The following is a 13,255-nucleotide window of genomic DNA, read 5'->3' on the forward strand; positions in this document are numbered from 1 at the left end:
CGCTCCCACCGGGATGGGCGTGCTCAGATAGTGAGCAGAATATTAGGAGGGCGTTATGTACACCCCGATAGAGGAATCTCCCATATCCCTGCTGCTTGAGGTACAATTCCCGGCTATTTTTCGGCGGGCGTCCCGGCTCGCAGCCTTTTCGAGTGTTGACCCGTGAGTGATTTGAGTCATATCCGCAATTTCTCCATCATCGCCCACATCGACCATGGCAAGTCGACGCTGGCCGACCGTTTCATCCAGATGTGCGGTGGCCTGTCGGCGCGCGAAATGGAAGCACAGGTCCTCGACTCCATGGACCTGGAGCGCGAACGCGGGATCACTATCAAAGCCCACAGCGTCACGCTTCACTACAAGGCGCAAGACGGCAAGACCTACCAGCTGAATTTCATCGACACCCCCGGCCACGTCGACTTCACCTATGAAGTCTCGCGCTCGCTGGCCGCCTGTGAAGGCGCGCTGTTGGTGGTGGACGCCGGTCAAGGCGTCGAAGCCCAGTCCGTGGCCAACTGCTACACCGCTATCGAGCAAGGCCTTGAGGTCATGCCGGTGCTGAACAAGATGGACCTGCCCCAGGCTGACCCGGACCGCGTCAAGGACGAGATCGAGAAGATCATCGGCATCGACGCCACCGACGCCGTGGCCTGCAGTGCCAAGAGCGGCATGGGTGTCGACGAGGTGCTTGAGCGCCTGGTGCACACCATTCCGGCTCCCGAGGGCGAGATCGACGCGCCGTTGCAGGCGCTGATCATCGACTCCTGGTTCGACAACTACCTGGGCGTCGTCTCTCTGGTGCGTGTACGCCAGGGCCGCGTCAAGAAAGGCGACAAGATCCTGGTCAAGTCCACCGGCAAGGTGCACCTGGTCGACAGCGTCGGCGTCTTTACCCCGAAACACACCCAGACCGCCGACCTCAAGGCCGGTGAAGTGGGCTTCATCATCGCCAGCATCAAAGACATTCACGGTGCGCCGGTCGGTGACACCCTGACCCTGTCCTCGACGCCGGATGTCGAAGTGCTGCCGGGCTTCAAGAAGATCCAGCCGCAGGTCTATGCCGGCCTGTTCCCGGTCAGCTCCGACGATTTCGAAGACTTCCGCGACGCGCTGCAGAAGCTGACGCTCAACGACTCTTCGTTGCAGTACATGCCGGAAAGCTCCGACGCTCTGGGCTTCGGCTTCCGCTGCGGCTTCCTGGGCATGCTGCACATGGAAATCATCCAGGAGCGCCTGGAGCGCGAGTACGACCTGGACCTGATCACCACCGCTCCTAGCGTGATCTACGAGCTCGAACTAAAGACCGGCGAGACCATCATCGTCGACAACCCGTCGAAGCTGCCGGATGTCTCGGCTGTCACTGATTTCCGCGAGCCGATCGTCACCGCGACCATCCTGGTCCCGCAGGAACACCTGGGTAACGTTATTACCCTGTGCATCGAGAAACGTGGCGTGCAGCGCGACATGCAGTTCCTCGGCAGCCAGGTTCAGGTGCGTTACGACATGCCGATGAACGAGGTGGTGCTGGACTTCTTCGACCGCCTCAAATCGACCAGTCGCGGATACGCTTCGCTGGACTATCATTTCGATCGCTACCAGTCGGCCAACCTGGTCAAGCTGGATGTACTGATCAACGGCGACAAGGTCGATGCCCTGGCCTTGATCGTGCACCGCGACAACGCGGCCTATAAAGGCCGTGCGTTGACCGAGAAGATGAAGGAACTGATCCCTCGGCAGATGTTCGATGTGGCGATCCAGGCAGCCATCGGCGGCCAGATCATCGCGCGGACAACCGTCAAGGCGCTCAGAAAGAACGTACTGGCCAAGTGCTACGGTGGTGACGTCAGCCGTAAGAAGAAACTGCTGGAGAAGCAGAAGGCCGGTAAGAAACGCATGAAGCAGGTGGGCAACGTGGAGATTCCACAAGAAGCCTTCCTCGCCGTGCTCAGGTTGGATAGCTAGGTCCTATGTCGCTAAATTTCCCGCTGTTGCTAGTCATCGCCGTAGCCGTCTGTGGCTTGTTGGGCTTGATCGACCTGCTGTTCCTGGCCCCGCGCCGGCGAGCGGCAATCGCTACCTATCAGGGCCGCGTCAATCCGCCCGAGATGGCGGTGGTCGAGCGCCTGAACAAGGAGCCGCTGCTGGTCGAATACGGCAAGTCGTTCTTCCCGGTGCTGTTCATCGTGCTGGTACTGCGCTCGTTTTTGGTCGAGCCGTTCCAGATCCCTTCGGGGTCGATGAAACCGACCCTGGAAGTGGGCGACTTCATCCTGGTGAACAAGTTCTCCTATGGCATTCGCCTGCCGGTGATCGACAAGAAGGTCATCGAGGTGGGTGACCCGCAACGCGGTGATGTGATGGTGTTCCGCTATCCGAGCGACCCGAACGTCAACTACATCAAGCGTGTGGTCGGCCTGCCGGGCGACCAGATTCGCTACACCAACGACAAGCGGCTGTACGTCAACGGCCAGCCGATTGCCGAGCAACTGGTGGGCACCGAGCCGGGCACCTTGGGCAGCGCCGAGCTGTACAAGGAGAAGCTGGGCGAGGCTGAACACCTGATCCGCAAGGAGATGAGCCGTTATCGCATGCCGCCGGACCAGCAATGGACCGTACCGGCCGGCCATTACTTCATGATGGGCGACAACCGCGACAACTCCAACGACAGCCGCTACTGGGACGATCCGAACATTCCCAAGGAACTGCACGGCATGGTTCCGGACCGGAACATTGTCGGCAAGGCCTTCGCGGTCTGGCTGAGCTGGCCAGAGCCCAAGCTCAGCCACATGCCCAATCTGTCGCGGGTCGGCCTGATCCATTGATACCCATCGGCGCTGTCCAGCAGACAGCGCCGAATGCATTTCTGACATAGGCTGTGTTCTCAGGGATCGAGAGTTTCGTCGCTTGCAGCGGCGGACCACAGCCAAACAGTCTTTCAGGATGTTGATTTGAACAACGCGTTGAACAACGAACGGGTGGCCGCATGAGTGCTTCCCTCGCCCCTCTGGAGCGAAAGCTCGGTTACACCTTCAAAGACCAGGACCAGATGTTGCTGGCCCTGACCCATCGCAGCTACGCCGGGCGCAATAACGAGCGCCTGGAGTTTCTCGGCGATGCCATTCTCAACTTCGTGGCTGGCGAGGCGCTGTTCGAGCGCTTCCCACAGGCCCGCGAAGGCCAGTTATCGCGCTTGCGTGCCCGCCTGGTCAAGGGCGAGACCCTGGCCCGTCTGGCGCGTGGCTTTGACTTGGGCGAATACCTGCGCCTGGGTTCTGGTGAGCTGAAAAGCGGCGGTTTCCGCCGCGAATCGATCCTGGCCGATGCCCTGGAAGCGCTGATTGGCGCCATCTATCTGGACGCGGACATGCAGACCGCCCGGGAGCGTGTCCTGGCCTGGCTGGCCGATGAATTCGAAAGCCTGACCCTGGTCGACACCAACAAGGATCCCAAGACCCGCCTGCAGGAGTTTCTGCAGTCGCGCAGCTGTGAGTTGCCGCGTTACGAGGTGGTGGATATCCAGGGCGAACCGCACTGCCGGACCTTCTTCGTCGAATGCGAAGTGGTGCTGCTGAACAATAAGAGCCGTGGTCAGGGTGTGAGCCGGCGTATCGCCGAGCAAGTCGCCGCTGCGGCTGCACTGATCGCCCTGGGCGTGGAGAATGGCAATGACTGATAACAACCCGACTCGCTGCGGCTACGTGGCCATTGTCGGCCGCCCCAACGTGGGCAAGTCGACCTTGCTCAACCACATCCTCGGCCAGAAGCTGGCGATCACGTCGCGCAAGCCTCAGACCACCCGGCACAACATGCTCGGCATCAAGACCGAGGGTGACGTGCAGGCGATCTATGTCGATACGCCCGGTATGCACAAGGCCAACGACAAGGCCCTGAACCGTTACATGAACCGTAACGCTTCGGCGGCCCTGAAAGACGTCGACGTGGTGATCTTCGTGGTTGATCGCACCCGTTGGACCGACGAGGACCAGTTGGTGCTCGAGCGCGTGCAGTACGTCAGTGGCCCGGTCATCCTGGCGGTCAACAAGACCGACCGTCTGGAAGAGAAGGCCGATCTGATCCCGCACCTGCAATGGCTGCAGGAGCAACTGCCAAACGCGGAAGTGGTGCCGATCTCCGCGCAGCAGGGGCATAACCTCGAAGCGCTGGAAGGCCTGATTGCCAAGCACCTGCCAGAGAACGAGCATTTCTTCCCGGAAGACCAGATCACCGACCGCAGCAGCCGTTTCCTGGCGGCTGAACTGGTGCGCGAGAAGATCATGCGTCAGTTGGGGGCGGAGCTTCCGTACCAGATCACCGTAGAGATCGAAGAGTTCAAGCAGCAGGGGCATGTGCTGCATATCCACGCGCTGATCCTGGTTGAACGCGATGGCCAGAAGAAGATCATCATCGGCGACAAGGGCGAGCGTATCAAACGCATTGGCTCCGATGCGCGCAAGGACATGGAAGTGCTGTTCGACGCCAAGGTCATGCTCAACCTCTGGGTCAAGGTCAAAGGCGGTTGGTCCGACGACGAGCGCGCCCTGCGCTCGCTGGGCTACGGCGACCTGTAACCCTGTGGCGGCCCGGATCTCTCCGGGCCGCTCTGCTTTCGGGCCACTCCCATGGAACAACCAGTCGGCCAGCCGGCCTATGTGCTGCACAGTCGTGCCTACAAGGAAACCAGCGCACTGGTGGACTTCCTCACGCCGCAAGGCCGTGTGCGGGCCGTACTGCGCCGTGCACGAGGCAAAGGTGGCAGCCTGGTGCGGCCGTTCGTGCCGTTGGAAGTGGAGCTGCGCGGGCGGGGCGAGCTGAAGAACGTCGGCCGCCTGGAGGCGCTTGGCATTGCCAGCTGGTTGCACGGTGATGCGTTGTTCAGTGGTTTGTACCTCAACGAGCTGCTGATGCGTTTGCTGCCTGGCGAAGCCCCTCACCCCGCGCTGTTCGACCACTACACCCTGACCTTGCAGGCGTTGGCTGCCGGGCGCCCATTGGAGCCGCTGCTGCGCGCATTCGAATGGCGCCTGCTGGACGAGCTCGGTTATGCGTTTTCGTTGCAGCGTGATGTCAACGACATGCCCATAGACGCCAATGGCCGCTACCGCTTGCGCGTGGATGCGGGGCTTGAGCGGGTCGAGCTGCTGCAGCCTGGCCTGTTCCAGGGCTTCGAGCTGCTGGCCCTGGCTGAAGCGGACTGGGAAGCCCCCGGCGCCTTGCTCGCAGCCAAACGGCTGATGCGCCAAGCACTGGCCGTTCACTTGGGCGCTAAACCGCTGGTCAGCCGGGAACTGTTTCGCAAGCGCTGATCACGTCGTATGCTGTGGGGCTCAATCTTCAGGAGAGCCTTTCGTGACTCACAGCAACCGCATGCTTCTCGGCGTTAATATCGACCACGTGGCGACGCTGCGCCAGGCCCGGGGCACGCGTTACCCTGATCCGGTCAAGGCTGCTCTGGACGCTGAAGAAGCGGGCGCCGACGGCATCACCGTGCACCTGCGCGAAGACCGCCGGCACATTCAGGAACGTGACGTGGTGCTCCTCAAAGATGTGCTGCAGACGCGCATGAACTTCGAGATGGGCGTCACCGAAGAGATGATGGCCTTCGCCGAGAAAATTCGCCCGGCGCACATCTGCCTGGTGCCCGAGACCCGTCAGGAACTGACCACCGAAGGCGGCCTGGACGTGGCGGGGCAAGAGGCGCGGATCAAGGCGGCAGTGGAGCGCTTGGCGCGCACCGGTGCCGAGGTGTCGCTGTTCATCGACGCCGACGAGCGGCAGATCGAAGCGTCGCGTCGCGTAGGTGCGCCGGCCATCGAGCTGCACACCGGCCGTTACGCCGATGCGCAGACGCCGACCGAAGTCGCTGAAGAGCTCAAGCGCATCGTCGACGGCGTGGCGTTTGGCGTGGGGCAGGGGTTGATCGTCAACGCCGGTCATGGCCTGCATTACCACAACGTCGAGGCGGTCGCGGCGATCAAGGGCATCAATGAGCTGAACATCGGCCACGCGCTGGTGGCCCATGCGCTGTTCGTCGGCTTCAAGGCTGCGGTGGCGGAGATGAAGGCGTTGATCGTGGCGGCTTCGCGCTGATCACTGATTGACTCAACGGTGTGATGAGATGTGGTTCTTGTAGGAGCGCCCCGGCAAGGCTGCTCCTACAGGGTGCGGCGGCAGAACTGTCAGCGTCAGTTAGCGGGAAACACCAGGGTAAACCGGGTTGGCCCTGCCGGGCTGCTCATCACCTCGACCCGCCCACTATGCAACTGCATGATCGATTTCACGATCGCCAACCCCAGCCCGGTGCCTCCCTCCAGCCGTGAGCGCCCAGCACCCACTCGATAAAAACGCTCGAACAGCTGCGGCTGATGCTCTGCGGCAATGCCCGGCCCCTGATTCTCCACCCATACCCTGATATCGCTGCCCTCGCGCTCGATGCCAAGGTCTATGTGTTTGCCTGCCGGCGCATGCCGAATGGCATTGCTCAACAGGTTAGACAACGCACGCTGGAACATCAGCCGATCACCCAAGGCCGTGCCCCAGCCCCGGATGCGAAGCTCGATATCTTTGAACTCGGCACTGATGGCGAACAGTTCGGCCACCTGCGCCGTCTCATCGGCGAGCGCCAGGGGCTTGAGCGCCACCTGGGCCTGCGGCTGGCTGACCTGGGCAAGAAACAGCATGTCATTGATGATGCGGTTGAGCCGGGTCAGTTCTTCGATGCTGTCTTCCAGTACTTCCCGGTAATTGGCATTGTCGCGCTCACGGCTCAGTGTGACCTGGGCCTTGCCCATCAAGTTGCTCAGCGGTGTGCGTAGCTCGTGGGCCAGGTCGTCGGAAAACTGCGACAGCTGGCTGACGCCCTGGTCTAGGCGGTCGAGCATCACGTTGATGCTCCTGGCCAGCGTCGCCAGCTCCTGCGGCAGCCCGGTATCGGGCAACCGGTGTTGCAGGTCCTGTGCCGATACCTGCCCGGCGATTCGCCTGAAATGGTGCAGTGGCGACAGGCCACGCTGTACCAGCCACCACGCCGCAGCGCCGATCAACAGCAGCAGCAACGGCAAGACCAGCAGCGTCGAATGCAGGTAGGCCTGGAGCAGCGCGTTGTCGTCGGCGCGGTCGAGCGACATCATCACCCGCACCGGCGTCTCGTCGCGCAAGCGCATCTGGCGTGTCGCTGTCAGCATCTGGTTACCGCGGCTGTCGCGCCATTCGTGGAACGTCAGTCGCGTACCGGTCTGCAGTTCACCCACGCGCGACTCCAGGGCAGGGCCCAGGCTGAGCAGGTGCGGGTGGCGGCCTTCGAGTGCCAGCACGCTGAGGCTGAGGTTGTCGTGCCCCATGACCAGGTCGAGTAAAGGGTGGGCGCGGCTACCCAGGTCCTCGTTGCGCAGGTCGACCCGCAGATTGTGCTCCACCTGCAGCATCTTGCGCGCCAGGTCCTTACGGGCGCGGCTGTCCAGTTCGTGATCAAGGGCAAGCACGGCCAGGCAAGCCAACAGCAGCACCAGTACCGCCCCCATCAGCGTCACGCTCAGGCCCAGGCGCAGCGACAGACTGGCGTTTTTCAAAAGCGTGCCTCAAGTACATAGCCAACGCCGCGCAGGGTATGGATCAGCTTATCTTCGAACGGGTCGTCGATCTTCGCCCGCAGGCGCCGGATCGAAACCTCAACGACGTTGGTGTCACAGTCAAAGTTCATGTCCCACACCAACGAGATGATTTGCGTGCGCGACAGCACTTCGCCTGTCTGGCGCATCAGCAGGTGCAGTAAAGCGAATTCCTTGGCGGTGAGGTCGATGCGCTGCCCAGCGCGATAGGCGCGGTGGCGGCCGGGGTCCAGCTCCAGGTCGGCGACGCGCAGGGTGCTGGGCTGCAGTTGCTGGTCGTTGCGGCGCAGCAAGCTGCGGATTCGCGCCAATAACTCTGGGAATTCGAAAGGCTTGAGCAGGTAGTCATCGGCGCCCAGGTCCAGCCCTTTGACCCGGTCGGCAAGGCGACCGTGGGCGGTCAGCATCATGATGCGCGTGGCCGAGTCGGCGCGCAGCCGTTGCAGCACGGTCCAACCATCGAGCTCGGGCAGGTTGACGTCAAGGATGACCAGGTCGTAGGCCTGCTGGCGGGCCAGGTGCAGGCCGTCGGTGCCGGTATGGGCACAGTCGACCACGTAGCCGTTCTCGCGCAGGCCTTGTTGCAGGTAGTCGGCGGTACGCAGTTCGTCCTCGATGATCAGTAAGCGCATAGGGGGCTCGAAGTGGTGAAAAGGGGCGATTCTCGACCCTGAAGTGACATCAGGGTCAAGCGGCAGGATGTTACGGCATGAGAGAGGGGTATTTGCTTGGATAACGGATTTGTAATCTGGGTGTTAACTGGCTGTTTAGGCACATTGCAGGACTGTAATGCCCGCCTCACCTTGGCGTTAGCTACGCCTCGCTAGGATGGCCTCATCTGAACGGTTATCACGAGGCAAGCACGATGAACCTGATCAAATACCTGCTGTTGGCAACCCTGGCCCTGGGCAGCGCCAGCGTCTATGCCGAAGGGGGCGCCGAACGTTCCAGGCAGTTCTGGGAGGCCTTCCGCCAAGACCAGCAGCGCCTGCACGGCGACAAGCAACAGGTGCTGGTGAAGCAGGAACGTACTGCGCAGGAGAAGGCCCGCGAGGTGGCCAAGGACTGATTGTACCCACCTGCGACGCCATCGCTCCTCGTCGCAGGGTTTTTCGGGCGCCCGTCGGGCGCCTTTTTTATTTGCGCGCCACCAGCGTCGCCCGGCGCGGGGCCGGCAGGCCTTCGATGGTCCGGCTGTGGTCGTTCGGGTCGAGGAAGTCGCTTAGCGACTGGTAGCGCATCCAGTCGGTGCTGCGCTGTTCATCGATGCTGGTGACGCTGACATCGACGCAGCGTACATCGCTGAAACCGGCACGGCGTAACCAGCGCTCCAGGGCCGGTACCGAGGGCAGGTACCAGACGTTGCGCATCTGCGCATAACGGTCTTCAGGCACCAGCACCTGTTGCGCGTCACCTTCGACCACCAGCGTCTCCAGCACCAGCTCGCCGCCTTTGACCAGGCAGTCCTTGAGGGCCAGCAGGTGCTCTATGGGGGAGCGGCGGTGATAGAACACGCCCATGGAAAACACGGTGTCGAAACCTTCCAGGTTGGCCGGCAGGTCTTCCAGGGCGAACGGCAAGTGCCAGGCCGGCAGCTCCGGTAGGTACTGCTGTACTGCCTGGAACTGGCAGAAGAACAGCCAGTTGGGATCGACCCCGACCACCATGTCGGCACCTGCGCCGAGCATGCGCCACTGGTAGTAGCCGTTGCCGCAGCCGACATCGAGCACACGCTTGCCCTTGAGGTCCAGGTGCGGGCTGACCCGTGACCATTTCCAGTCCGAGCGCCATTCGGTGTCCACGTGCACGCCGAACAGGTCGAATGGCCCTTTGCGCCAGGGCGACAGGCCCATCAGCGCCTCGCGCATCTGCGCGCGGGTGGCATCGTCGCAGTCACAGTCCAGACGCAGCCCGTTGACCAGGTCGATTTCGCTCGGTTGCACGGCGGGCAGCGCGTCGAGCGCGCCGCGCCAGCGATCGAGGTCGCCGTGGCCTTTTTCCAGTTTGGCTTCCAGTTGCGCTTGCAGGCCTTGCGACCAGGAAGCCAGGGGGGTGCCCGCCAGGCGGCGGACAAGCGGGGACAAATCGATCATGGCAGGGCTATCAGCGAGGCAAAATTAAGGCATTGGAACCATGGCACGACCTTGGAGAAACCCGCAGCGCGCAGGCGCGCCTTGTGGGCCTCCAGGGTGTCTGGCTTCATCACGTTCTCGATGGCACTGCGCTTCTGGGCGATTTCCAGTTCGCTGTAACCATTGGCCCGTTTGAAGTCCAGGTGCAGTTCATTGAGCAGGGCCTGTTCCTCTTCATCGGCGAAATGCAGTTTCTCCGAGAGGATCAATGCGCCGCCTGGCAACAGGGCCTGGCGGATACGGCCAAGCAGTTCGAGGCGTTGATGGGGGGCGATGAACTGCAGGGTGAAGTTCATCGCCACCACCGAGGCGGGCTCGAAGGGCAGGGCGAGGATGTCGGCTTCCAGCACGCTGACCGGCAGCAGCTCCTGGAACATCGAGTCCTGGGCCGTGAGGTACTGGCGGCAGCGCTCGACCATCGCAGCGGAGTTGTCCACGGCGATCACCCGGCAGCCGTCGCTGCGTACATGACGGCGCAACGACTGGGTCACAGCGCCCAGTGAGGCACCCAGGTCGTACAGCGTGCTGTTCTGCTGGGCGAAGCGCGCAGCCAGCACGCCAAGGTTTTCGACGATGGTCGGGTAGCCCGGCACCGAACGCTTGATCATGTCCGGGAACACGCGCACCACGTCCTCGTTGAAGGCGAAGTCGGGTACCTGCTCCAGAGGTTGGGCGAAGAGGCGGTCGGGTTGTTTGCTCACGGCGGGCTCGATACGGGGTGAAACGGAGACGCATTTTAGCCAAAGGCGGCGCATCTTGCCATGGCAGTGCTTCGGGGTCAGTGCGATCACACTGGCTTAATTGAACTTTCCTACCCGATAACAACAATTACCTCTATTAACGTGAGCCCCGTAATACCGCTACTTTAATGACGCACTCCCATCGTGGGTTATACGGGTAAGGTCATGGAACATATAATGAATGATGCGTCGGGGCAGGCAGGTATTCCCATTGAGGAAATGGACCTGGCGCTCAAGGTTAAGTTATTGCCCGAACGGTACTTTGCATTTATCAGCAGCCGTATCAATAGCGGCAGCCAAGTGGGCGGCTTATTGACCGCAGAGAACCTCAAGGCAATCAAGTCGTATGCCAATGTTGTTCACCAGTTACCGCGCACCCGAAGCGACGTTGATCAGGATGTCAATTACGCGTCGCTCGGCATTGACGCCACCTATGTGCATGATCTGTATGTGGCGCTGCACAGGCATGTAAATGAATGGGACACGCTCGAACGCAGCATTAAACAGCTGGGGCCGGAAATTGAACTGTTCGCTGAAAGCCTGGTACAGCGCGGCGGTGCATTGCTGGATAACCTTGAGCGCAGCGAGGTGTTTCAGCAGATCAAGAAAAACAAATCCGAAGAAGGCGTGGATGTCTACAACCATGTGCTGACCCCGGATGAGCGCGAGCAGATCACATCCGTGTTAAGTGGCGGCATCACTGGCCTGATCCGTGAGATCGAGAACACTCAGCGGCGCATCGAAGACGTCGACAAGCGCGCCTCCTGGTTCAATCGTGAAATCAGGATTGAGCTCAAGCCTCGCATGGTGCGGTTGCTTAAGCATTTTGATGAAAAAAACGCCGCCCACGATGTCTTGGAAAAGCGCAAGCAGCTTGATGAGTGGGATCAGAAAATCGAACACCTCAAGTCGGAGTACGACGCCAACGTTGGTTATGCATTCACGGGGCTGGTGTTAGGCCCGCTGGGGCTGTTGGTGACCGGTGGTGTGTTCGGTGCCAAGGCAGAGCAGATACGTGCAGCCAAGAATGAAATGATTGCGCAACGGGATGAGTTGGCGCTTGCACTGATAAAAATGGAGCCGGCGCGCAAAGATTTTGAACGGGTATCTTCCTTGGTCAGGGACCTTCATTTCAGGTGCAAAGACCTGTCTGCGGCCACTAAAAGGCTTGCGGATGTCTGGTTGTTTCTGGCGTCCTATGCCAATAACTCGGTGAATGAGGCCAAGGAACTGACCAGCAGTACCCAATTGGAATCCTTCGTCCACGATTTTTCAGAGGTGATCAACCCGTGGACCAAGATAGGCGGTATTTGCCATACGCTGTCTGAATTGTTTAATGACCTGGTTGAAGAATACGAGGATGCCTGACATGGATGTTGCAAACGTCGAATACGCAATACCTGATTTCACCCGCATGCAGGTGTTGGAAGATCAGGCGTTCTTGTTGATTGATACCAAGCGCCAGCAGGTCTTGCCTGCAGCGCGAGAGCAACTGGATGATCTGAAGAAACTGATAGTGGCGGTGGAGCGGTTCTTCATGGAAAGTCTGGTCGGCGGCATCGTCCTTCTGGAAAATCGGGAATTTGTTACCCGCACGGCGGTGGCCAGCATCGATACGAGGTTGGCCGGCGTTATCAGCCGGCTCAACCAGCATCATGCAGTATTGGCCAAGCAGTGTTTGCGGCTGGAGCTCTTTTCGCTTTCTGCCTTGGTGCAGCAGTTGCCCGACCTGGAAGCACGCACCGCCAGGCTCGATGGCCAGGTCGCAGCGTTTGACCAGCGCTTGCAGCAGCAGCGGCAACAACAGACGGATATCGTCCAGGCCATCACGCTGTTCGAAAAACCCTCCATCTCCAGTGCCTTGAAGGGGCTGATCCCCAGTGAGGAGGAGATCGCTCAGATAGCCGGGTTGATCAAAGACCCGAAAGTCGACACCCAGTTGCTCACGGCAGTCGTTCAGAAACTCACAAGCCACGTCGATGTACTGGAAGGGGCGAAAACGTTCAATGACCTGATCAAGGTGCGCGCCCAGCTCGACGTGAAGATCAGTGAAACGACCGGTGACCTGGCAGCGGTGAAGCACGCCTTGAACGATGCACTGAACGAGTACGAGGCAGTCAAGCTGCTGGTCGGGGTTGAGCCGCTCAAGCAGGCGTGGCTGCAAGAGCTGCGTAAGGTGGAGCAAGAATGGCACTCTCAAGCCATGCAGCTCAACCCCATGATGGACCTGGCGGTCGCGCAGGTGAAGCTGCAGGACCTTTGCACGTACCTGCAGGCAGTCAAAGTTGCCAGCGACAGGCGTTAAGCGCTGTCAGCGGACGATGATCTTGCACTCGAAGCTCTGCACCGGTGCTATTTCAGCTTCCCAGGGGCGTTGGTAGACCAGGACGAGTTGGCCTTCTCCGGCACTGCTGGCAAGGTAGCGCCAGGTGGACGAGCCGGCACTGCCGACCACGTCGGTGTCATCGGGGGCACTGTAGAGCTCGGGGCCGAGGCTTTTCAGGATGCTTGCGGCAGGGTTCTCAATGCGCCAGCGGTAGCCGGTTGAGGGATTTCCTGGCAGGGTCAGGGTCAGTGCCTGGCCCACCTGCAGACGCTGGGGGCATTCGCTTTCGGCGTCCAGTTCGACGGTTTGCAGGGGGTGTTGGGCGCAGGCAGCAAGCAGGGCGAGGCTCAAGGGAACGAGCAGACGAGGGGCGGTCATGTTGGCTCCAAAGGCTGGCAATGGCCTGAGGATAACCGAAGCAGGTGCAAATTTGTGCCACCTGTACTGGCCTCT

The 13,255-nt window shown here is 60.8% G+C and carries 14 protein-coding genes; 9 read left to right on the plus strand and 5 right to left on the minus strand.

Annotated elements, in window-relative coordinates:
* Positions 1–162 precede the first annotated feature (162 nt).
* The 6 genes from lepA (at position 163) to pdxJ (ending at position 6,087) form a co-directional block, all read left to right on the plus strand.
* On the plus strand, positions 163–1,962 hold the full coding sequence (lepA, locus tag OGV19_RS01580; RefSeq protein ID WP_264311824.1) for a translation elongation factor 4: 1,800 nt from the start codon (positions 163–165) through the stop codon (positions 1,960–1,962).
* A 5-nt stretch (positions 1,963–1,967) separates the two neighbouring features.
* Positions 1,968–2,822: a signal peptidase I gene (gene lepB, locus OGV19_RS01585; protein WP_264311825.1), complete on the plus strand. Its 855-nt coding sequence runs from the start codon at positions 1,968–1,970 to the stop codon at positions 2,820–2,822.
* A gap of 161 nt (positions 2,823–2,983) precedes the next feature.
* The gene (gene rnc / locus OGV19_RS01590) at positions 2,984–3,673 is read left to right on the plus strand and encodes a ribonuclease III (RefSeq protein WP_264311826.1); all 690 of its coding nucleotides are present in this window, start codon (positions 2,984–2,986) and stop codon (positions 3,671–3,673) included.
* Complete coding sequence (gene era / locus OGV19_RS01595; RefSeq protein ID WP_027594149.1) at positions 3,666–4,568, plus strand: GTPase Era; 903 nt, start codon at positions 3,666–3,668, stop codon at positions 4,566–4,568. Before rnc ends, era begins: the two co-directional genes overlap by 8 nt.
* A gap of 51 nt (positions 4,569–4,619) precedes the next feature.
* A complete protein-coding gene (gene recO / locus OGV19_RS01600; RefSeq protein ID WP_264311827.1) occupies positions 4,620–5,303 on the plus strand; it encodes a DNA repair protein RecO in 684 nt (227 codons plus the stop codon).
* 61 nt (positions 5,304–5,364) lie between these two features.
* A complete protein-coding gene (pdxJ, locus tag OGV19_RS01605) occupies positions 5,365–6,087 on the plus strand; it encodes a pyridoxine 5'-phosphate synthase (RefSeq protein ID WP_371113220.1) in 723 nt (240 codons plus the stop codon).
* A gap of 95 nt (positions 6,088–6,182) precedes the next feature.
* Here the strand turns inward: pdxJ and OGV19_RS01610 are convergent, their stop codons facing one another.
* Both OGV19_RS01610 and OGV19_RS01615 read right to left on the minus strand, forming a co-directional pair.
* On the minus strand, positions 6,183–7,565 hold the full coding sequence (locus OGV19_RS01610) for a heavy metal sensor histidine kinase (protein ID WP_264311828.1): 1,383 nt from the start codon (positions 7,563–7,565) through the stop codon (positions 6,183–6,185).
* Positions 7,562–8,236: a heavy metal response regulator transcription factor gene (locus OGV19_RS01615; RefSeq protein ID WP_264311829.1), complete on the minus strand. Its 675-nt coding sequence runs from the start codon at positions 8,234–8,236 to the stop codon at positions 7,562–7,564. Before OGV19_RS01615 ends, OGV19_RS01610 begins: the two co-directional genes overlap by 4 nt.
* Positions 8,237–8,469: 233 nt before the next feature.
* Here OGV19_RS01615 and OGV19_RS01620 point away from each other — a divergent pair, with 233 nt between their 5' ends.
* Positions 8,470–8,673, plus strand: a complete 204-nt coding sequence (locus tag OGV19_RS01620; protein ID WP_264311830.1) for a hypothetical protein — start codon at positions 8,470–8,472, stop codon at positions 8,671–8,673.
* 67 nt (positions 8,674–8,740) lie between these two features.
* On the opposite strand, the gene cmoB is transcribed toward OGV19_RS01620, so the two are convergent.
* Positions 8,741–9,697, minus strand: coding sequence for a tRNA 5-methoxyuridine(34)/uridine 5-oxyacetic acid(34) synthase CmoB (gene cmoB, locus OGV19_RS01625; protein ID WP_264311831.1), 957 nt, complete (start codon positions 9,695–9,697; stop codon positions 8,741–8,743).
* Entirely contained in the window at positions 9,694–10,437 is a 744-nt protein-coding gene (cmoA, locus tag OGV19_RS01630) for a carboxy-S-adenosyl-L-methionine synthase CmoA (protein ID WP_264311832.1), read from the minus strand. The genes cmoB and cmoA overlap by 4 nt, the downstream gene beginning before the upstream one ends.
* Positions 10,438–10,653: 216 nt before the next feature.
* Between cmoA and OGV19_RS01635 the strand changes: the two genes are divergently transcribed.
* Positions 10,654–11,844, plus strand: a complete 1,191-nt coding sequence (locus OGV19_RS01635; protein WP_264311833.1) for an alpha-xenorhabdolysin family binary toxin subunit A — start codon at positions 10,654–10,656, stop codon at positions 11,842–11,844.
* Between the two features lies 1 nt (position 11,845).
* On the plus strand, positions 11,846–12,781 hold the full coding sequence (locus tag OGV19_RS01640) for an alpha-xenorhabdolysin family binary toxin subunit B (protein ID WP_264311834.1): 936 nt from the start codon (positions 11,846–11,848) through the stop codon (positions 12,779–12,781).
* A gap of 6 nt (positions 12,782–12,787) precedes the next feature.
* Here OGV19_RS01640 and OGV19_RS01645 read toward each other — a convergent pair whose 3' ends face one another.
* Positions 12,788–13,180 carry a protease inhibitor I42 family protein gene (locus OGV19_RS01645; protein WP_264311835.1) on the minus strand — a complete coding sequence of 131 codons (393 nt, stop codon included), beginning with the start codon at positions 13,178–13,180 and terminating at the stop codon, positions 12,788–12,790.
* Positions 13,181–13,255 lie beyond the last annotated feature (75 nt).

The sequence above is a fragment of the Pseudomonas putida genome, assembly GCF_025905425.1.
Lineage (GTDB): Bacteria > Pseudomonadota > Gammaproteobacteria > Pseudomonadales > Pseudomonadaceae > Aquipseudomonas > Aquipseudomonas putida_AF.

Coding starts and splice junctions, on each gene's coding strand:
- OGV19_RS01620 (WP_264311830.1), top strand. CDS start 8,470: ATGAACCTGATCAAATACCTGCTGTTGGCAACCCTGGCCCTGGGCAGC.
- OGV19_RS01635 (WP_264311833.1), top strand. CDS start 10,654: ATGAATGATGCGTCGGGGCAGGCAGGTATTCCCATTGAGGAAATGGAC.
- cmoB (WP_264311831.1), bottom strand. CDS start 9,697: ATGATCGATTTGTCCCCGCTTGTCCGCCGCCTGGCGGGCACCCCCCTG.
- OGV19_RS01645 (WP_264311835.1), bottom strand. CDS start 13,180: ATGACCGCCCCTCGTCTGCTCGTTCCCTTGAGCCTCGCCCTGCTTGCT.
- rnc (WP_264311826.1), top strand. CDS start 2,984: ATGAGTGCTTCCCTCGCCCCTCTGGAGCGAAAGCTCGGTTACACCTTC.
- OGV19_RS01640 (WP_264311834.1), top strand. CDS start 11,846: ATGGATGTTGCAAACGTCGAATACGCAATACCTGATTTCACCCGCATG.
- recO (WP_264311827.1), top strand. CDS start 4,620: ATGGAACAACCAGTCGGCCAGCCGGCCTATGTGCTGCACAGTCGTGCC.
- pdxJ (WP_371113220.1), top strand. CDS start 5,365: ATGCTTCTCGGCGTTAATATCGACCACGTGGCGACGCTGCGCCAGGCC.
- era (WP_027594149.1), top strand. CDS start 3,666: ATGACTGATAACAACCCGACTCGCTGCGGCTACGTGGCCATTGTCGGC.
- lepB (WP_264311825.1), top strand. CDS start 1,968: ATGTCGCTAAATTTCCCGCTGTTGCTAGTCATCGCCGTAGCCGTCTGT.
- OGV19_RS01615 (WP_264311829.1), bottom strand. CDS start 8,236: ATGCGCTTACTGATCATCGAGGACGAACTGCGTACCGCCGACTACCTG.